This window comes from Albidovulum salinarum (genome assembly GCF_025673475.1).
Lineage (GTDB): Bacteria > Pseudomonadota > Alphaproteobacteria > Rhodobacterales > Rhodobacteraceae > Albidovulum > Albidovulum salinarum.
The window spans coordinates 125,003-144,990 of the sequence record NZ_JAOVQO010000013.1 but is presented as its reverse complement, the minus strand read 5'-3'; the positions used below and the strand labels follow the sequence as shown (position 1 = coordinate 144,990).

The following is a 19,988-nucleotide window of genomic DNA, read 5'->3' as shown; positions in this document are numbered from 1 at the left end:
GTCAGCTCCGACACGGCCTTTCTTAGCCGCTCGTTCTCCTTCTGTAGCCGCTTGAGCTCCCTCAGTTGGGCGGTTCCCATCCCGCCATACTGCATGCGCCAGCGATAGTAGGTCTGCTCGGTAATGCGCACCTCGCGGATCGCATCGACCCGTGCAATGCCTTGCCCGACAAGCACCTCAACCTGCCGCAACTTCATGACAATCTCTTCAGGTTTGTGCCGCTTCGTAGCCATGTCGATCCTCCGTTCTCCTAAACATAACGGCGGACCACTTCACTGAGGGAGGATCAACGGCGGGCGGCGGGAACCACCCGCGGAGCATCTTGCGCACCTGCCGGTCCGCGCCGCGTCGTGTTAGGATCAGGCATGTCGCAGGGTGAGGATATCAGGTCTGGCCGGAAGGCTTATTCGACGATGAGGTGGGCGGAGGCTCATGCCCGCCTTTCGACCGCGGACGGCCTTGAGCGGCTGAAGGCGGCCGATATCGAGCGCTTGGGCAATGCAGCCTACCTTGTCGGCAGGGACGAGGAAGCCGTCCGGGTCTGGACACGGGCGCACAACTTTTATGTTGACGATGCGGATGTAGGACATGCTGTGCGCGTCGGTTTCCTACTAAGCCTTACGTCCCTGCTCAGGGGAGAGATGTCGCAGGGCAACGGCTGGCTCGCGCGCATCCAGCGGCTGCTGGAGACTGCCACCGGCTACCCTGCAGAGCAGGGGCTTTCCCGGCTGCTGATGGCGATCAGACAGATGTTCGGCGGCGATCCGGACGGAGCGTTGCCATCGTTCGACGCCGCCGTGGCGGTAGGGACGCAGGAACGGGATCCGGACCTTCTCGCACTCGCACTCCTGTGCCGAGGGCAGGCACTTGTTGCCACGGGCCGAGCGCCAGAGGGTGCCGCTAGCCTCGATGAGGCGATGGTCTCGGTCACTGGCGGGCAGGTCTCTCCGATCCTCAGCGGCATCATCTATTGCGCGGTCATCCTGACCTGCCAGAGCCTATTCGACAGCGAACGGTCGAGGGAATGGACCGCCGTCTTCGATGACTGGTGCGGGGGTCAGCCCGATCTGGTGCCGTTTCGCGGGCAATGCCTGATACATCGCTCCGAAATCCTCCAGATGAAAGGCGACTGGTCAGGTGCCATGACGGCCGCTGATCGCGCCTGCCACTGGCTAGCGGACCGGACAGAGGCGACGGTGGGCCGCGCGTACTATCAGAAAGGTGAGATGCACCGACTTCTCGGCGATTGCGACGCAGCCGAAGCGTGCTACGAGCGCGCGCTGAGGCAAGGGGTAAACCCGCAACCGGGCCGAGCACTTTTGCGGCTTGCAAAAGGGCAGGCGGAGGCCGCGTTGGCAACGATCCGCACAGCATGCGGGTCGCGTTATGGGGCACCGGCTGTTCCGGGCGATCCGGAACGGCTGAAGTTGCTCGGCCCCTCCGTCGAGATCTGTCTTGCGGCCGGCGAAACCGGGACCGCCGTTGCCGCGGCGGAGGAACTCTCCGGTTGGGCGAGCGCCCTCGGAACACCGCTCGTTCAGGCGACCTCTGCGCACGCGACGGGTGCGGTGCTTGCCTCGACCGGTGATCGCGACGCTGCGCTGGCGGAGTTCTCTGGGGCTCTCGCTCTCTGGCAACGCCTCGCCATACCGTACGAAGCCGCACGGACTCGCGCTCGCCTCACTGGACTGTACCACGATCTAGGTGACGACGATTCCGCCGAGGCGCATCGCCGGATTGCCGAGGCGACGTTCAGCGACCTCGGCGCAAGCCACGATCTGTCGGGCGTCGTCAGGACGCTGCGGGGCGGAACCTCCTGTGGCCTCACCTGCAGGCATATCGACGTGCTGCGACTGCTGGCGGATGGCAGGACAAACCGCGAGATCGCGGCGGAACTTGGCATAAGCAGGCATACGGTGGCGCGTCACATGAGCAATATCTTCGACAAGACTGGCGTTTCATCGCGTGCCGCAGCGGTTGCCTTCGCGCATAAGAACAGGCTGCTTTCCTGACAGCGGAATGGTCAGGATTGACCATGTCCAGCGTCGGGCGATGGCAAGGACGGGCGAAGAAACTGGCCGTGCCGCCCATTAGACTTCTCTCGTCGCTTTCATCGGGAGGACCGGGCATGGAACAGAGCTACGCCACGACCAACTACGGTGGTGATGCCCCCTGCAACTACCAGAAATTCTTCGTCCCCAGCATCGGCCGACCTGTCGCCGAGGATCTTGTGGCCCAAGCCAACCTGAAGTCCGGTGAGCACGTCCTCGATGTTGGCTGCGGCACCGGCGTCGTCACCCGCATGGCGGCTGGGCAAGTCTTGCCGGGCGGCACGGTCACAGGACTCGACCTGAACCAAGGTATGCTGGCCACCGCGCGTGTGAACACCGCCCCGGAAATCGGCATCGATTGGGTCGAGGCGGACGCGGCGGCGATCCCGTTGGACGATGCATTGTTCGATGTCGTGCTTTGCCAGATGAGCCTGCAGTTCATAACCAACAAGATCGCCGCGCTGCGCGAGATGCGCCGCGTCCTGAAGCCGTCTGGCCGGATCCTTCTGAACGTGCCCGGGCCGAAGCCGTTACTCTTCGCGGCATTGAACGACAGCATCGCCCGCCGACTGTCGCAGGACGCGGCGGCGTTCCTCGATCTCGTCTTCGCCATGCATGATCCGGCGGAGTTGAGGGACCTGTTCGAAAGTGCGGGGTTCAAAGACGTCAGCGTGACCGCGGTGCCGAAGGTTCTGACGGTTCCGAAGCCTGAGGAATTCCTCTGGCAGTATGTCCATAGCAGCCCGATGGCCTCCGACGCGATGGACATGGCTCCGTCAGCCCGGCAGGCGCTGGAAGATGAGGTCTGCCCGAAGTGGTCAGAATTCGTGGACGGGGGAAAGATGCAGTTCAAGGTCGGGATTGCGACTGTTCGCGCGAGCGCCTGAGGTTAGGGGAGCAGAGCAATGACAATTGATCCAACGGAAGTCGAACGCATCATTCACGATATCCATGATTTCTTCACCGACTGGGTCGGCGGCCGCTGCCCCAGCGATGACGACACTTTCCGCCGACGCGCGCTCGATTACATCTCTGACGACCTTGTCGCAATCTTTCCGGCCGGGAGGAGCTTCGGAAAGGCGGATTTCGAGGGGTATATGACCGGAATATACGGCTCGAATCCCGATTTCCGCATCAAGATCAAAGACGTGCAGGTTCGTCATCTCGGAGCCGACATGGCGGTCGTGACCTACCAAGAATGGCAGCGCGGTGCGAAGGACTCTGACGATCCGGAGAATGGACGTGTCACGACCATGGTTCTCGGGAAGGGCGCAGGGGATCGAGGCTTAACGATCCTGCAGGTTCATGAAACGTGGCTGCCGGAAGAAGTGGTGGCGAAGGGAGATTTCGATTTCTGACCCACCAGGCGAACGCAGTTCCGGCCGCTTGATGTGCATCGCGATCACGTGGCTCCTGTCCGCCAGCTTGGGATAAGCTGAGACCGCGAAGCTGTCGTTTGCTGAGTTGGTTCTGGATCTCCGCTCTGGGCCGCACTCGTCGAACGGGGGTATTGTGATCGCGAACTCCTGCGGCGCGGAGATTGTCGGCTTCGAGCCCTGCTTCACGAATGCTGCACATTGCCTGAATGGCGGCGAAGCTCCAATTGCAGACATTGGCCGTGTCGATGAGGAACCTTGATTACCGTTCATCGTGACGTCTGCCGCAGCTTCCGCAAGCCGGACATTGGCGGGCAATACATCCAAACCGGATGTCTCCCAAGTTGAGGAACTTCGACATTGAACGAGCGGCCAAGAATTGCACCAGGCCGCTCGCTGCTGAGAGTACCTAGTCCAACTAACCCTATTTGGTGATGATCTCTGGCCCCATGAAGGTGTTTGGGAGGAACGTCGAAATCAAGTGTACATAGGTGACTATGATCAGGAAGACGAACAACACCGCCAGGAAAGGAAGGGCCGCCAGACGACCCGCATCATCGGTATGCCCGCGACACCGGAGGTCACGAAAAGGTTCAGGCCGACAGGCGGGGGGATCATCCCGGTCTCCATATTCACGACCATGATGATCCCGAGGTGACTTGGATCGATGCCGAGCTCAATGGCGATCGGGAACACCAGCGGAGCAACGATCACCAGCAAGCCCAAGGACTCCATGAACTGGCCGCCGATCAGCAGGATGATGTTGACCACAACTAGGAACATCACCGGCCCCAGACCTGCCGACAGCATTGCGTCGGCCACATGCTGGGGGATTTGCTCTTCGGTCAAAACGTGTTTGAGGATCAGCGCGTTCGCGATGACGAACAACAGCGTGACCGTCAGCTTGCCGGCGTCCAGAACCGCCTGTGCTTCATGGCACTTCCTCCTTCGTCCATTCAGAAGCGGAGGATTCCAGTTCGCAATGGCCCGGATCTTGGAGAGAAGGTCACTTCCACTACGACAGCCGCGATCAGCTTCGCAGCCATCTCGCCGACTTCACGGCGGCCTAAAGCTTCGCTTGCAGGCTCATCACCATTGCAAACGCGATCCTCAAAACCGGAACGCCGTGGCGACATACTCTCGATGCATAGACACAGTTGCTAGCCAGCGTCTGCCTCAGTCGCTTTGGCCTCTTGGGATGGTTTTGCGGTCAATGGGCCGATGGCGATGACTGGCGTTCGATCGCTGATACCCTTGAGTTCCAGCGTCCTGGTCGAAAGCGATCCTGGTTCGCGCCCGGCATTCCGGAAAACTTCGGGCGTAGCGAGTGCCTCGCCCCGTTGGGCAGCGTGCGTGACTCGCGCCAAAAGGTTCACATCAAGGCCGAACGCGCTGATGCTGAGCATATCGCCGTCATTTGTCGAGGCCGTGCCGATATAGGCCTTGCCGGTGTGGACGCCGATCCCCACCGTTGCCGCATCCGGCAGTTGCCGCAGCCGGTCGAGCACCAGATCGGCTGCCGCCAGGGCCTTGCGCGCATGGTCGCTGCCGACAAACCCCGGCGGCCAGACTGCAAAGACTGAATCTCCCTGATACTCCAGCACGAACCCGTCGGTGCGGGCAAGCGCATCGGACACCGCCGACCGCATGGCAAGGACGGTCCTGGCGAACTCGGAGGGCGACAGGCGCGACGACAGTTCGACCGAGTTCCGGACGTCGACCATCATCATCGACATGTTGACCTCCGCCCCTCCTGGAAAGGCCTTCATGAACGAATCGCAGGCGTTGCAGAAGTTCTTGTTGCGTTCGGACTGATGAAGGCCGGTCAGCCTGACCAGCCATCCGCCCAACCCGCCCATCGGTGCGTCGCAGAGTTTGCACCGCGGTTGGCCGGGCAGCCTTCCGTAGCGCGCCTGTTTCTTCGCCAGGACCGGATGCCCCTCGGCAAAGATCTGGTGCCAAAGTTCGGAGTTGCCTTCGCTGTGCGTCAGTTCGGACATTTCGAATTTCTCCTGTTGGCCGGCGTCGTGCTATTTGTTCCTGAGCATCGACGAAGGAGTTGGGCTGACATCCAGACAGGCCTGGTCGTTGCGCAAGGTTTCCGGGCTGCAGCACACCCCGGTTCCAAAGAGGAATGTCTCGCCGGCGATGGCAGCGATCTCAGGAAGCATTCCCCGGTAGAGCAGCCTCAATTCGTCACCCGGCTTGAATGGCCATTTGCCCGGAATCGTCTGCTCACCCGTGTGTCTGTCCGTGAGCCGGACGGCTGGAAGCGTCACCACGACACCGGCTTCAAGTTGTGCGTCCGCCAGACCGTCCGGCCTTTTGGCCAGGCTCATCACATGGTCGTAGTCTGGACCAAAGGCGCAGGTCTCGAACGCATCGCTCTGGAGACGGCCGGTCTGCAAATTGGTGAGATGCGCTTCGCTACCCTTGCCGAACAGCAGATAGGTCGCGAACTCGGGCAACTGCAGATGATGTGCGAAGGGCCGAAAAGTGACGATGCGGTTCACCTCGACCTCGAAGTCGTCGATCAGCGGCAGCACACGATCGGGACTCCAGGGGTAGAAATGAGGGTTCTTTTCGTCCTCCTCCGTGAAGGGCGGGAGCCCCTGGAATATCTTCGCCCCATAGTTGCGCTTACGGCCCGCCGCGAGATCGGGGATGGTGAATTGGTCCGTTTCGGCGTTCGAAAGGATGAACCAGTCCTTGGGGTTCTGGCGTCGCGCAATGTCCAGCTTTTTTGCGACCCAATCGGGAAGCGAGGCCTCGAAGACAAGCTGGTACTTGTGCTCCTCCATGTGGAACTGGGTCATGTGGACGGCAAAGACCGTCTCGTGACCCACGAGCGTCATTGCATGCTGGTGCGGCATGTTGTCGATGCGCGGGCTGCGCATCCGGACCGGGTCCATGTCGTGTCCGTCATGGGAACGGCAATGCGGGCAGGTGCAGCCGGGCCCATGGGCGGTGTGTTCGGTCGCGTCTTCAGCTTTTCTTGCGGTCTTTTCGGGCATCGGCTTGTTCCCTCCTCGCATCGGTCGAAGTCCTGGTCGTGCCGAGCCGGCTTCAAGGGGGGGTAAGGCCATGGCGCGTCATCACGTTGTCCGCCGCCTCGGATGCCGTCGCGGCGAGCACCTTGACGATGCGGCCAACGAAATCGCCCGTTCCGCCCTCGCTGAGCCATGGGTTCTGAGTGGTGGAGATCAGGAAGCTTACCGGAACGCCCTCCTGCGGATCCACGCCGGCACGGCGTGCGAACGTGTTGACGAAGGACTGACCGTAGGCCTTCGGATCAAAGCTTGAAGACGTGACGAACATCGGCGCGGTGGGGATCTGGCCACCGTTGAACGAATGCATGCTGAGCTTCTTGAAGATGCTGTCGTTCATCTCGTTCATCAGAGCGACATCGCGATTTACCCCCTCGGCGGTGACGAAGTTGAATGCGTAGGTCACGATCGTCAGATCGGGGCCGATGTCACGGAAGAGCTTGAACAAGGCCGGGTCGCCGATGAGAGCATCCACCAGGTCCGCATCGGCCAAAGGCACGATCCGCCGGGCGATCAGGTCCTTCTGATCCGCTATGTCGTGTGTGGTCGCCGTGGCGTCCCGCTCGGCCGGAAGCTGCTGGAACGGCGTCAGGGTGAAATTCGCCCCATTCAAACCGACAAGTGCCGCGTAGAGGCGCTTGCTGTTGAAGATGCATCGGCCCAGCAGTCTGCCATAGCCGCTTCTGTCCGTCCGAATGACGCGGTGTGACAGATACACGGCCGCGGCGGCCGCGCCGGGTTTCGATCCTTCGATGCCGTAGAATCCGACCGCCGGGTCGACACCGCCATGATAGACCACCGGCGCCTTGAACGAGATCGTGTCGCGCATCGCGCCGTTGCGGTAGCAGAGCGACCCGGCCGGGTAGGGCACGAACCCGGATTTGTGCGGGTCGGTGGTGATCGTGTCAACGTGTCTGAGGGCAAGGAATTGCCGCATCACATAGGCGTTGAACATCATTCCCGGGGCCCTCTTGCCGTCCTTCAACAAGAGCGCATGATGCGGGTTTTCCTCGGTCTCTGTGACGGCCTGCAGTTCCTCATGCTCGGTTCCGTGATGTCTGGGCTTGCGCAGGAGAGAGGCGAAGTACCCGCCCCAAGCCGCGTCCGCATGCACCGAGAATTCCATGCCCATTTCCCGGCTTTCAGCGCGAATGGACAGGATGTCCGCCAACGGATCGACGGCGCTTTCCTCGGTAGACCCCATGACCGCGGTCAGTTGCATCACGGGTCGCCGCTCGGCCAGGCAATGGTCAATGGCCTTGCGCAGTTCCACCGTGTCCATGCGTCCATCGAGATCGACCCGGATCGAAACCAGGGACGCCGACCCAAGGCCCGCCAGTGCCATGGCCTTGGCCCAAGAGTAATGCGCCGTCGCGGGCGCAATCAGCACGGGCGGCAACACGTCGGGCAGGTACCGGCGGTGGAACTCCATCAGCCCGAGAGACTGGACCGAGGTTCGCGCCAGGGCGGCTTCGATGACAGAGGCCGGAAGGCCCGACGTGCGCGCGATACGTGTGGCCAGGCCGAGAACCTCGTCGAGCGGGAGGTTCAGCAGTTGCCAGGGCGAGAGCTCGAGAAGCCGTGCGCGCTCTCCCGAGAGCAGCCTCACGGTCGTCTGCCTGGCACCCGCCAGTTCCGGGTCCACGTCTATTGCGCGGGCGAGGGCGACACCCAGATACTTGGTGTTGCGCGAAGCCCAGACGCTTTCGCAGTTCGCCACCGAGCCGTCGCAGGTGATATGCCCCCAGGGCCTTGTCGCGCCGTTTTCCGTCGCGTCGGCATCGGGCAACTCGAAACCGAGCATCCGGCACAGGTCGTCGCCGACCTCCATCTCGAAAAGAGTCGTGGCGGGCGACGCCTCGGCGGCGACGTTGTTCTGGTTGTAAAGTAGGGCGGCAATATAGCCGACCAATCCGGGAAGCGACTGGTCCCAGTACATGTGCGAAAGGTTGCGAAAGCTCGACAGCGGTATCGACCCCTGCAGGTAATGCAACATGTCGTTGACCGCGTCGGAAATGAACGCTTTGGAGTCAGCCAGGCTCTTGGGTGGGCCGGCTCCGAAAATGCCGGGATCGGAGGGCATGTAGGCCCGCCGCGCCTCGACGTTCGCATCGATCGCTTTTGCAACCAGCAATTTCAGAAAATCGACGTTCTCGCCTTTCGGTCCCAGAAACCAGGTTTCGGGCGTCCCGTCACCGCGCCGGTCAAGGGAAAGTCGTGAGTTCTCGTGGGACAGCGCATCCGCGAGGGAAGCATGAAGTCGACCGTGCCTGCCGTGGTGCTTCGCCATCGCAAGGGTACTCACAAGATTGGAAACAATTCTATTGGCGGGTTAAGTCTTAATTATGTCAAGGAAAAATGAAGTTTGATGAACTTTGCCCTCAAAAGCGCCAGCCCGAACGGCTGGTGTTCAATTTGCGGTAGAATAGTGCGCGCTTGACCGCTCCGAATTGGAAATTGCCTTGGTTCGGTTGCGATCCGGAGCGACGTGGCGGCTGTCCGTCAACGCTGAAGCTAGTCGTCAAGCAAGAGCAGATTCGTTCTGGTGACCTTTTCAGCCAACTCTCGCGCAATGGTTGCGTGAAGGATCGCTGCCAGATCGCGGTCGTCGCGCTCCAGCCGATCGAGCGTCGCAGCTGACAGGCATTGCACGACTACCGGGCCATCAGCCACGACACTGGCGCCACGCGCGGTGTGCAGATAACGAGCGATTTCCCCAACCATTGCCCCCTCTGTCAAAACCCTGACACGCATTGCCCCGTCTTCGCCTCGATCCAGATAGACGCCGAGACGACCCTCCTCGACCACAAAGATGTCGCGCCCGTCACTACCCTGCCGGAAAAGCACCTCGCCCTTATTCAGCATCCGGACTTCGAAAAGCCCTGCAAGCTCAGGCATGCGCGGATGCGCGCCCGCCGCCGCCCGTAGGAGCTTCTCGAGGCCCCCGCCTTGGGCGTCGGAAATCGGACACTCGGCAAGCAGCGCTTCTTCGACCTGCTCCAGGGCGGATTCGAGTGTGTCAGAGCGGCCGAACCCGAATGCCTCATCAAAGTCGTTCCGCCAGAGTTCGAGCGCCGTTTTGACCTCTGTCGATAGCCCGCAGAGATGCACACGCAACCGGCGCGAAGGTGCGAGATATCCCAACTTGCCAAGTCCGGCGCAAGCAGAGGAATCCATTCCGGTCACGGCGGAAAAGTCGAGTATCAACCAATCCGGCCGGTTTTCGGTGCCTGCCCCTGAGGCATCGACACGGCGGGCGTAGACCTCTTCCAGCAATCGATCAACCGAGCCGAAGAAAAGGTAACCTTGAAGCCGTGCAAGGCGCACCCTGTTCCATGTGTCTCGCAAACACGCCTCTCTGTCTGGCGAACGGTCGACGTTGCTGCGGCGCGGCTGCGTGGCGATATTGCGACGAATGATCGGAATCCGCACGTAGCTCAGAACAAAGCTGATCAGGGCGAACAGTATTCCTGCAAGAATCCCGAGGAACAGACCCGTCGTTGCCGTGACGGCGACAATGGCGACGACGGTCAGCCAGTCCTGCAACGTAAGATGCCTGCGGGGCGCGATCATCCAGTCCTCCAGCATCGAAAGCCCGATGAAAAGCAGCAGCCCCCCGGTGACGAAGACGGGCACCGCAGCGACCACCTGTGCGGCAAAGACACCCCCTGCGAGCACCACCGCGCAATAGGCCAGGGTCATGGCACGGCCGCGGGCGCCGAGCTTGTCGGCGAAAATCGTTGAGCCCGTCGAAACGAAACTGGTTACCCCGCCGAAAAGGCCAAGTGTGGCGTTGGTCAGCCCGCCAACCCGCAACTCCCGGTTCATGTCGAGATTGCTCCGTGTCGCAAGTTCGGTTCCGGACGTGTTCAGCAGGAATGCGATCACGTTGATCGCGACGACGACGGCAAGGCTCGGGCCGGCGTTAAGGATCTGGCTCCAATCGATCTGCGCCAGAAACGCCGGATCCGGTCCAGCCCGGTCGCCAGAGGACGTGATCGAGGGCAGGAGACCCATCTGCCGAGCGGCGTCCACATCCATGCCCAGAAACGCAAGTGTCAGGTAGAAACCCGCGATGAACACTGTCAACACGATCATCATCGTCGCTGCACCGGTCCAGAGCCTCAGCGAAAGCATCATCGAAACCGCAAATGTGACCGCCGGCAGAGTGATCACGAGGTTCGTCCACATGGCATGCGGAAGGCCAAGGAGGTCGTCTGCATTCGCTACGATCATCAGGGCGGCACGTGTGAGGAGCCAACCGGAACTGGCAAGGAACCCCAGGGCGACGGGATAGGGCAACATGCGTACAATTCGGCCGGCGCCGAACTTGCCCATGCCGAAAAGGACCGCGCCCGAGAGAAGTGTGGAAAGTCCGATCAAGGTAAGTGCTGTGGGCAATGGGTTGTTGCCAGCGCCGGCAATCGCCGCGGCGGCCGCGGCAGTGACGGCGGCGAGGATCGCGATCGAGGAATCCTGCGCGATCCCCAGCGCGCCCTGCAACCCTCCCCAGCGCGCGATCGCCATCGTCGCCACCAATGTCGAGACCAGGAACAGCGTCGTCCCGATCCCGACGCCCGAAGCAAGCGGGCCGGCGAAGACAAAGGCCCCGATGGCGACACAATGCCCGAGCGCATCAACGCCGAGCGCAAAGCCGAGCAGCGCTGGACGGGCAATCGCAAGTCTCGTCATGCGTCTGCCCTTGGACGGGTCAGACCGGGACCCGGTGCAACGCACTTCACTCGTCGCTCTCAGCAAGACTGCGCAGCGCGCCTAGGTCGCAGCGCCAAGTCCGCTCCTCCCGCACGAGAACGCGATCCTCGTGAAAGTCGTGCAATACCCGGTTGATCTTGGGGCGGCTGGCGCCCAGGAACTGGCTGAGTTCTCCCTGTGTCAGGTCGATGGACAGATGCGCCGTCGGGTCTGCGTCGGAGCCGTTCAACTCCCTTACTGCGAACAGAATGAACCGCGCGAGTCGTGCCTTCAGGTTGTGAAGCGCCAATCCCTCCAGGCGGTCATCGGTGTCGCGAACGATGTTGCAAAGATACTGGATCACGGCAACGTTCAGCTCCGGGAACCGCGAAGCGATGTCGCGATAGTTTCGCCGGCTCAGCACCAGTGCCTGCACGGCGCTGACGGCGGTGGCATCCGCCGTACGGACGCCGCCATCTAAGCAGGCGATTTCGCCTACCAGATCGCCGGGAGAGGCAATGCGGATCAGCAATTCGCGTCCGGCTGCCGAAACGATGGAAAGTCTTATTCGCCCGTCCGCAACGATTAGCATGTACGAGCCTTCGTCGCCCTTGGAAAAGACCGCTTCACCGGCGACCCAACTGCGCCTGTGGACGTGCCGCGCGATTTCGGCAAGAACCGGTTCGTCGAGATCGCAGAAGATGGGAACGGAGCGCAGGATCTCCGAGTCGTGATCGGCTATACGATCCCGGTCGCGCATGTGAGCACCCCCACCAATATACTGCGCAGGCTTCCGCGCTATATAGGACCGGCCGATGGCCCCAAGAGCAAGAGAATTTCGCAAAACGTTGGGGGACGCCCCCGGGCATACGCATGTCTGCGTTCTCCCGCCCATCAGCGTGCGTCTGTTCCTTGGGTAACAGCCTGACTCTCGCGAATCCGGCATCCTTTCTTTCACGCCACCCGCCGGTCGGGCGGCACGGGAAAGGATGGAGGCCACGATGTTTGCCATGGGTTATGCAACTGCAGCTTGCCAGATCCTTCATCAACCGGATCCTGGTCCGGAGACGGAAATGGAATTGGAGGACAGGCTGTTTCGCGCCGAAGCGAAACGGATGGCCGCAATGACACGCAAGTCCGCCCGGGAGCGCATAAGCGAAGCGGCGGTGGCGCTCGTCCCTGCGAGCGTGAGGAAAGCCTGGGCCGAAAAGGCGCTCGAGCGGGAATTCGTGGCGAACTGCCGCCGGCTCAAGGAACTGAGCCCGCATCTGCTGGACGATATCGGAGTCGAGGAAGTGATCGAGGAGCCGCAGGCTAGCCTGACAGAGCATGTCGCCACGTCCGTCAACCTCAGGGTGGCCGGCGTCAAAGAAAAGATCGGGCAGTTTTCTTCGCGGATCAACGAACACCCCGTATTAGCACAGAAAGCCTGACGTTCAGGCTGTATTTCGGTGCTTGCGGACAGTGATGGTTATGTGACCGCCCCCCAACGGCTTCGAAGTGCCAAGGTGGGGTTGCAATGCTCGGAAGTGGAGGGCGGTCATGTCGGCGATGATCGGGGTCGGACACCATCTGTCGAACGGTGTGTAGGTTAGTGTCCGGGGGCTGGAGTGCGCCATTGCTCCCGGGCAGGTCAGGTGGCCTGTTTTGACCATTCCGGGGCGTTTCTCTCCTCGTACTGATCGGGGCTCAGCTTGCCGTGCGCGGTGTGGCGTTGCAGACGTTGTCGATGAAGGCGGGCATGCTGAGAGAAAAGGACAGCGTGGACGATGGGGAAAGAAGATCAACGACGAGTTTTTGGTCGAGCTGTTGAAGGGCTGTGAACGGCCTGAGGACCTGCTGGGCGACGGTGGTTTGATGAAGGATCTGAAGAAGGCGCCGACGCAGCGTTTGCTGGGCGCGGAGTTGACGGAGCGTCTCGGCTGCGAGCGCGACGCGGAAACTCCTTCGGTGCAGGCGAACCGCCGGAACGGCACCAGTCGGAAGACCCTGAAGGGCGAGGACGGCTCCTTTGCGAACGAGGTGCCGCGGGACCGCGACGGTAGTTTCGAGCCCGGTCTGATCGCCAAGGGGTGTAGGATTTGAATGGCCGCTTTCGCGACACTGCCGATCGGTTCGGCGTGAATCGGTTCGACGCACTCTGCACTGCCGAGACCCAACATTTCCTGACATCGGAACCTTGAGGGGAAACTCCCTCCCGCGTCGGGTTGGCGCGACAACGTCCTCCAAAGGGGTACTTCTTCGTCGTGATATTAACCCAAAGGGCGAGGAGGTATAATACCCCATTGATATTCCGCGTGGTCGAGCTGGGGATACACCCAGAATTTCGCTTGGAAATCAATTCATTCGCCATTTTTTCAACCAGTCACTCGAGGGGAAGTCGGCATGTGTCCGCCCAATGTCATCGTTGGAACCGAGTTTGAAGACGGACTCTCTGGCTTCGCGGACGATGACCTGGTGTTCGGCCTCGACGGGAATGACACCCTGGCAGGGAACGGCGGCAACGACATTCTCGATGGCGGGTCGGGGAATGACCTTCTCGACGGAGGCGACGGAGACGACACTCTGGTCGGCGCCACCGGCAATGATGAGCTGATCGGAGGATCCGGACGGGACACCTTCGTCATCCGGTCCGACCCGGCAAGCGCCGACACGATCCATGACTTCACGTCCGAGGACTGGCTCGGCATCGATGCGGCGGAGTTCGGGCTGACGGAAGGCAATGGGCTGACAGGCGGCCGGCTGGATCCGGACTGGTTCGTCGTCGGCCCGTCTGCAACCGCCATCGGTCATGGCCAGTTCGTGTTCACCGGCGGGGCCGAGCCGTACTTGCTGTGGGATCCGGACGGAGCCGGCCCCGCAGCCGCTGTGACCATCGCGAGCTTCGCGCCGAATTCCACCGTGACGGCCAGCCAGTTCACGATCCTCTCCGCCGCGCCGGAGATCACCAGCGCCGCCTCGGTCTCGGTGGCCGAGAGCCAGACGGCGGCGCTCGACGTCGAGGCCCAGGACGATCTCGACGCCGAGGGTTCGGGGCTGACCTATGCGCTGACCGGCGGCGCCGATGCCGCGCAGTTCGCGATCGATCCCGATACCGGCGCGCTCAGCTTCCTCAGCCCGCCCGATGTGGCGGCGCCGGCCGACACCGATGGCGACAATGTCTACGAGGTCCGGGTCACGGTGACAGACACGGACGGGCTCTCCACCCGCCAGGATCTTGCAGTGACCGTGACCGCCGCGCCGACCTCGGGCGGCTCCGCCACCGCGCTCGCCGCGACCGCCATTGCGCCGAACGTCTTCGAGACGCGGGTGACCGCGAGCGCCGACGATGTCGAAGAGCGCAATACCGGCTCGATCTATACCAACAGCACCGATCTCGAACTGTCCGTGGATGGCGCCAAGGGCGCGCAGACGATCGGGATCCGCTTCACCGGCATCGCCATTCCCAAGGACGCGGTGATTACCAACGCCTGGATTCAGTTCCAGACCGACGAGTCCGACATCGGCGCGGTGTCGCTGGAGATTCGCGGGCAGGCCAGCGACGACGCGGCGACTTACTCGCGGACCAAGTTCGACGTTTCGTCGCGCCCCATCACCGATGCGGCGGTGATCTGGACCCCGCCCGACTGGACCATCATCGGCGCGGCAGACGCCGGCCAGCAGACGCCGGATCTCGCCGCGATCGTTCAGGAGATCATCAGCCGGCCCGGCTGGGTCGCGGACAACGGCATCGCCTTCGTCATTACCGGCAGCGGCACGCGCACGGCCGAGTCCTTCGACGGGAACGCGGCCGCGGCGCCGCTGCTCCATATCGAGTGGCTGCCGGCCGAGGGCGGCGAACCGCCTGTCATCACCACTCCTGCCACCGCCTCGGTGGCCGAGAACCAGACCGCGGTGCTCGACGTCGACGCCCAGGACGATCTCGACACCGAGGGCGCGGGGCTGACCTATGCGCTGACCGGCGGGGCCGATGCCGCGCATTTCGCGATCGACCCGGACACCGGGGTGCTCAGCTTCAACTCCCCGCCCGACTTCGAGGCGCCGACCGATAGCGACAGCGACAATGTCTACGGCGTTCAGGTCACTGTGACGGACTCACGCGGGCTTACGGCCAGCCAGGACATCGCCGTGACGGTGACCGGTGTCAACGAGGCGCCGGAAATCACCAGCGCCGCCGCGGTCTCTATGACCGAGGGCGGGACCATCGCTGCCGACGTCGCGGCGCTCGATGATATCGATGCCGAGGGCGCGGGACTGACCTACGCGCTGACGGGGGGCGCCGATCAGGGGCATTTCGCGCTTGATCCCGACACCGGAGTTCTCAGCTTCCACAGCCCGCCCGCCTTCAACGCGCCCGGCGATGCCGACGGCGACAACCGCTACGAGGTTCAGGTTACGGTGACCGACAGCGGCGGGCTCCCGACGAGCCAGGACATCGTCGTGACCGTGACCAGGATCAACGCCGCCCCTGAGATCACCACTCCATCGGCGGCCTTGGTGGTCGAGAACCAGACCGCGGTGATCGACGTCGAAGCCCAGGACGATCTCGACACAGAGGGCGCGGGGCTGACCTACTCGATTACCGGGGGCGCCGACGCCGCGCGCTTCTCGATCCACCCCGACACCGGCGCGCTCAGCTTCCTCAACCCGCCCGACTTCGAGGCGCCGGATGATGCCGACGGCGACAACCGCTACGAGGTTCAGGTTACGGTGACCGACAGCGGCGGGCTCCCGACGAGCCAGGACATCGTCGTGACCGTGACCGGTGTCAACGAGGCGCCGGAGATCACCAGTGCTGCCGCAGTCTCGGTGACCGAAGGTGGAACCACAGCCGCCGACGTCGCGGCCCAGGACGATATCGACGCCGAGGGCGCGGGGCTTGTCTATACGCTGACCGGAGGCGCCGATGTCGCGCTCTTCGCGCTTGATCCCGACACCGGAGTTCTCAGCTTCCACAGCCCGCCCGCCTTCGACGCGCCGGGCGATGCCGACGGCGACAATGTCTACGAGGTTCAGGTCACGGTGACGGACTCGGGCACGCTGACGGCAAGCCAGGATCTCGCGATCACGGTGACCAAGGCTAACGCCGCCCCGGAAATCACCAGCGCGTCCGCGATCTCCGCGGCCGAGAACCAGACCGCGGTGATCGACGTCGAAGCCCAGGACGATTTCGACACCGAGGGCGCGGGGCTGACCTATGCGCTGACCGGCGGGGCCGACCGGGGGCACTTCTCGATTGATCCCGACACCGGGGTTCTCAGCTTCAATAGCCCGCCCGACTTCGAGGCGCCGGGCGACGCCGACACCGACAATGTCTACGAGGTCCAGGTCACGGTGACCGACGCGGGCGGGCTCCCGGCCACCCAGGACATCGCCGTGACGGTGACCGATGTCGTCGAGAACGTGACGCCGGTGACGTTCGAGCAAAGGGTGAGTTCGGGTGCCGACGACATCGAGCAAAGACCCTCGGGCTCGATCTACACCAACAGCAGCGATCTCGAACTGATCAATGACGGCGGCAACCTGCAGACGGTCGGGATCCGTTTCAACGCGATCGGTATCCCGCAGGGATCCATCATCACCAACGCCTACATTCAGTTCAAGACCGACGAGGTGAGCACCGGCGCCGCCTCGCTGGAGATCCGTGGCGACGACAGCGACAATGCCGCGCCGTTCACCAGCACTCCGGGGATTCTGTCCGCGCGCATGACGACGGACGCATCCGCGTTGTGGGTGCCACCCGACTGGACCGTCAGGGGCGAGGCCGGCGACGCCCAGCGCACCCCGAATTTGACGGCGATCGTGCAGGAGATCGTGAACCGGTCAGGCTGGACCGACCTCAACTCGATGGCCTTCATCATCACCGGCACCGGCACCCGCACGGCCGAAGCCTTTGAGGGCGACGCAACCGGCGCGCCGCTCCTGCACATCGAATTCCTGCCGCCGCAACAGACCGAGGCGCCCCAGGTCGACCTGGACGGGCCCGGCGGCGGCACCGGCTTTAGTACGACCTATCTGGAAAACGCCGCGGCGGTCGCGATTGCCGGAGCGGATGTGCTGATCACGGACGGCGACAGCACCCATCTGGTGGGCGCGACCATCGTACTGACGAACCCGCAGCAGGGCGATGTCCTGTCGGTCGATACCGCGGGGCTGCCGTCCGGCATCTCGGTCGACTCCAGTTCGACGGCGGACCGGATCGTCCTGACCGGCCTCGCACCGCTCGCGGATTACCAGACGGCGTTGCAGCGCATCCTGTTCCAGAACTCGAGCGAGACGCCCGACCCGACCCCGCGGACGGTCGAGGTCACGGTCTCGGACGGGATCTCCCCGTCCAATGCGGCACTCGCCACGATCGCGATCGACCGCGCCCCGGACCCGGTGCGTGACGCTGTATCGACCACGCCGGACACGCCGGCCGTCATCAGCGATGTGCTGGCAAACGACGACCCCGGCGACTGGCCGGCCAGCGTCACCGGCTTTGACAGCGTCAGCTCGGCAGGCGGAACGGTGATCGCCGGTGCCAACAACAGCTTCAGCTATACGCCCCCGGCCGGCTTCATCGGCTCGGATTCCTTCACCTACACGATCACCGACTTCGACGGCGACAGCGCGACCGGCCTCGTCACCATCGCGGTCGGCGTGAACGCGCCGCCGACGGCGGTCGTTCTCACATCCGCGGGGCCGTTCACGGAGAATATTTCCGGCGCCATCGCGGGTACTCTGGGCGCGAGCGACCCGGATCAGGGCGACACCCACATCTTCTCGGTCAGCGACCCGCGCTTCGAGGTCGTCGGCAACCTGCTCAAGCTCAAGGACGGCGTGCGGATCGACTTCGAGAAGGAACCGGTCGTCGCACTCGACGTGACGGCCACGGATTCCGGCGGGCTGTCGGTGACCGAAACCATCCTGATCGATGTCGCGGACGTCGCCGAGATCCGGTTTGCCGCGTTCGGGGACTGGGCCGACGGCGCCGGCACGGCCGCTGTCGCCAATCTGGTCAGGAACCTCAATGCCGAATTCATTGTGACGACGGGAGACAATATCTATAACCCGCTTGACACGGTCGACAATCAGATTGGCCAGTTCTACTCCGACTATATCGGCAACTATTCCGGCGCATATGGGTCGGGGAGTTCCGTCAACCACTTCTTCCCCGCGCTCGGAAACCACGATTACAGTGAAGGACTGTTCGCCGAGTATATCGACTACTTCACCCTGCCGGGCAACGAGCGCTATTACGACTTCGAAATCGGCCCCGTGCATTTCTTTGCGGTGAACAGCAACGGCGAGGAACTGGACGGCTCGAGCAGCAGTTCAGTGCAGGGCCAATGGTTGCAGAACGCGCTGGCCGCTTCGACGTCGACGTTCAAGATCGTGTATTTCCATCATTCGGCCTATTCCTCCGGCGACAGCCACGGATCGACGACGTCCTTGCAGTGGCCATTCGAGGATTGGGGCGCGACAGCGGTCCTTAACGGCCACGACCATACCTACGAACGCATCCTACGCGACGATAATGGCGACGGCGAGGTGCTTCCCTACTTCGTCACCGGGCTCGGAGGACACGGAATAACCGGCTTCGCAACGCCAATCGGCGGCAGCGAGGTCCGCTACAACGGCGACTACGGCACCATGCTCGTCCAAGCCAGCGAGACCAGCATCACGTTCGAGTTCTGGTCGGTCGCGGGCGGCGGCACCCTGATCGACAGCTACACGATCGACGCGCTGGCTGTTCCCGGAGGCGGATCGGCGCCATCGGTGGTCGCGCAATACTCCATGGCCGCCTATGGCATTCCCGACCCGTCGGGCCTCGCCTATGACCCGTTCACGGACAGCTTCCTTCTCTCGGACTCCGAGATCGACGAGGAGCCGCATTTCGATTTCACCGACATCTTCCGCCTGACCCGCGCCGGCTTCCTGCAGGAGAGCTACACACCGAGTTCATTCACCGACGAGCCGACCGGACTGGCCATAGACGCCGTGGACCAGCTGATGTTCATCTCCGACGACGACACGCGCGAGATCTATGTCGTGGACCCCAACGACCCGACGACGCTGCTGTATTCCTTCGACGCGATCGCGCTCGGCGCGAACGATCCGGAAGATACGGCGGTCGACGCCGCGAACGATCGCTTGTTCATTCTCAGCGGCGAAACGGATCACAAGATCGTCGAAACGGACTACACCGGGTCACAGGTATACTCCACGCTGGTGCTGTCGAGTTCCTGGGACGTCGAAGCCCTCGCATATGACAGCAATGAGGACGTCTTCTACGTCGGGGGCGGGTTCAGCGATCACGTCTGGAAAGTCGACCGCGATGGGAACATCCTCGCAGATATGGATCTCCTGAAAGACTATCGAAATCCGATCACTGACACGCGTGTTCATGTCAAGGACATCGAGCTTGCACCGGCCAGCGATGGCAGCGGCGAGACGCATATCTACGTCGCGGACTTCGGCAACAGCCACGTGATGGACGGGTATCTCTACGAGATCGATCCGGGCGACCTCATCACGACCCCGTGGTCGACGCCGATCCCGAGCGACGAACTGATTGCCTGATCTGTGGTCACCGGGAAGATGCCGCCCGCGACAGTGAAAAGCGAGCCGCCTTGAAACGCGATTTGGACCGTGTTGATAAAAGCGACTCGAAGAACGCACTGCTCGTACTTCAATCTGGCATCAGTGAAGGAGACCAGCTTGGCACGAGGCCTGATGCCGGACGATGAGTGGTCGATTGATGAACGCTCTATCGTGGCCGTCCGCGCCCCGAATGAATGCAAGCGGATTTGATCCCCGAAGTCCAGACCGTTTGAAGC

11 protein-coding genes and 2 pseudogenes are annotated in these 19,988 nt (G+C 62.6%); 6 read left to right on the top strand and 7 right to left on the bottom strand.

Features of this window, described 5'->3' with window-relative positions; all coding sequences use genetic code 11:
• The coding region (locus OEZ60_RS14720; RefSeq protein ID WP_263337713.1) for a transposase at nucleotides 1–233 on the bottom strand (233 nt) is incomplete at its 3' end.
• 132 nt (nucleotides 234–365) lie between these two features.
• Between OEZ60_RS14720 and OEZ60_RS14715 the strand changes: the two genes are divergently transcribed.
• The 3 genes from OEZ60_RS14715 (at nucleotide 366) to OEZ60_RS14705 (ending at nucleotide 3,409) form a co-directional block, all read left to right on the top strand.
• Nucleotides 366–2,012 (top strand): helix-turn-helix transcriptional regulator, encoded by a 1,647-nt coding sequence (locus tag OEZ60_RS14715; protein WP_263337712.1) that lies wholly within the window; start codon nucleotides 366–368, stop codon nucleotides 2,010–2,012.
• 116 nt (nucleotides 2,013–2,128) lie between these two features.
• Nucleotides 2,129–2,938: a class I SAM-dependent methyltransferase gene (locus tag OEZ60_RS14710; RefSeq protein ID WP_263337709.1), complete on the top strand. Its 810-nt coding sequence runs from the start codon at nucleotides 2,129–2,131 to the stop codon at nucleotides 2,936–2,938.
• Nucleotides 2,939–2,956: 18 nt separating this feature from the next.
• Nucleotides 2,957–3,409: a nuclear transport factor 2 family protein gene (locus OEZ60_RS14705; protein ID WP_263337707.1), complete on the top strand. Its 453-nt coding sequence runs from the start codon at nucleotides 2,957–2,959 to the stop codon at nucleotides 3,407–3,409.
• 442 nt (nucleotides 3,410–3,851) lie between these two features.
• Here OEZ60_RS14705 and OEZ60_RS14700 read toward each other — a convergent pair.
• From OEZ60_RS14700 to OEZ60_RS14675, 6 genes and pseudogenes are all read right to left on the bottom strand, one after another.
• Nucleotides 3,852–4,348 (bottom strand): annotated as a pseudogene (locus OEZ60_RS14700) (TRAP transporter large permease subunit); the annotation flags it as partial.
• 239 nt (nucleotides 4,349–4,587) lie between these two features.
• The gene (locus OEZ60_RS14695) at nucleotides 4,588–5,427 is read right to left on the bottom strand and encodes an adenylate/guanylate cyclase domain-containing protein (protein ID WP_263337706.1); all 840 of its coding nucleotides are present in this window, start codon (nucleotides 5,425–5,427) and stop codon (nucleotides 4,588–4,590) included.
• A 30-nt stretch (nucleotides 5,428–5,457) separates the two neighbouring features.
• Nucleotides 5,458–6,441 (bottom strand): hypothetical protein, encoded by a 984-nt coding sequence (locus OEZ60_RS14690; RefSeq protein ID WP_263337704.1) that lies wholly within the window; start codon nucleotides 6,439–6,441, stop codon nucleotides 5,458–5,460.
• Nucleotides 6,442–6,493: 52 nt separating this feature from the next.
• Nucleotides 6,494–8,764, bottom strand: a complete 2,271-nt coding sequence (locus OEZ60_RS14685) for a pyridoxal phosphate-dependent decarboxylase family protein (RefSeq protein ID WP_263337703.1) — start codon at nucleotides 8,762–8,764, stop codon at nucleotides 6,494–6,496.
• A gap of 224 nt (nucleotides 8,765–8,988) precedes the next feature.
• On the bottom strand, nucleotides 8,989–11,166 hold the full coding sequence (locus OEZ60_RS14680; RefSeq protein ID WP_263337701.1) for a SulP family inorganic anion transporter: 2,178 nt from the start codon (nucleotides 11,164–11,166) through the stop codon (nucleotides 8,989–8,991).
• A 46-nt stretch (nucleotides 11,167–11,212) separates the two neighbouring features.
• Nucleotides 11,213–11,926, bottom strand: a complete 714-nt coding sequence (locus OEZ60_RS14675; protein ID WP_263337700.1) for a Crp/Fnr family transcriptional regulator — start codon at nucleotides 11,924–11,926, stop codon at nucleotides 11,213–11,215.
• 313 nt (nucleotides 11,927–12,239) lie between these two features.
• Between OEZ60_RS14675 and OEZ60_RS14670 the strand changes: the two genes are divergently transcribed.
• The 3 genes and pseudogenes from OEZ60_RS14670 to OEZ60_RS14660 all read left to right on the top strand — a co-directional run bounded on the left by OEZ60_RS14670 (nucleotide 12,240) and on the right by OEZ60_RS14660 (nucleotide 19,731).
• Entirely contained in the window at nucleotides 12,240–12,599 is a 360-nt protein-coding gene (locus tag OEZ60_RS14670; RefSeq protein WP_263337698.1) for a hypothetical protein, read from the top strand.
• A gap of 349 nt (nucleotides 12,600–12,948) precedes the next feature.
• A pseudogene (locus OEZ60_RS14665) lies at nucleotides 12,949–13,239 on the top strand (transposase); the annotation flags it as partial.
• A 312-nt stretch (nucleotides 13,240–13,551) separates the two neighbouring features.
• Nucleotides 13,552–19,731: a cadherin domain-containing protein gene (locus OEZ60_RS14660; RefSeq protein WP_263337695.1), complete on the top strand. Its 6,180-nt coding sequence runs from the start codon at nucleotides 13,552–13,554 to the stop codon at nucleotides 19,729–19,731.
• Nucleotides 19,732–19,988: the final 257 nt, after the last annotated feature.

Excerpts from the sequence above, each read along its gene's own strand:
- OEZ60_RS14690 (WP_263337704.1), bottom strand. The coding sequence starts at position 6,441 with ATGCCCGAAAAGACCGCAAGAAAAGCTGAAGACGCGACCGAACACACC.
- OEZ60_RS14680 (WP_263337701.1), bottom strand. The coding sequence starts at position 11,166 with ATGACGAGACTTGCGATTGCCCGTCCAGCGCTGCTCGGCTTTGCGCTC.
- OEZ60_RS14695 (WP_263337706.1), bottom strand. The coding sequence starts at position 5,427 with ATGTCCGAACTGACGCACAGCGAAGGCAACTCCGAACTTTGGCACCAG.
- OEZ60_RS14710 (WP_263337709.1), top strand. The coding sequence starts at position 2,129 with ATGGAACAGAGCTACGCCACGACCAACTACGGTGGTGATGCCCCCTGC.
- OEZ60_RS14660 (WP_263337695.1), top strand. The coding sequence starts at position 13,552 with ATGTGTCCGCCCAATGTCATCGTTGGAACCGAGTTTGAAGACGGACTC.
- OEZ60_RS14675 (WP_263337700.1), bottom strand. The coding sequence starts at position 11,926 with ATGCGCGACCGGGATCGTATAGCCGATCACGACTCGGAGATCCTGCGC.
- OEZ60_RS14670 (WP_263337698.1), top strand. The coding sequence starts at position 12,240 with ATGGAATTGGAGGACAGGCTGTTTCGCGCCGAAGCGAAACGGATGGCC.
- OEZ60_RS14705 (WP_263337707.1), top strand. The coding sequence starts at position 2,957 with ATGACAATTGATCCAACGGAAGTCGAACGCATCATTCACGATATCCAT.
- OEZ60_RS14715 (WP_263337712.1), top strand. The coding sequence starts at position 366 with ATGTCGCAGGGTGAGGATATCAGGTCTGGCCGGAAGGCTTATTCGACG.
- OEZ60_RS14685 (WP_263337703.1), bottom strand. The coding sequence starts at position 8,764 with ATGGCGAAGCACCACGGCAGGCACGGTCGACTTCATGCTTCCCTCGCG.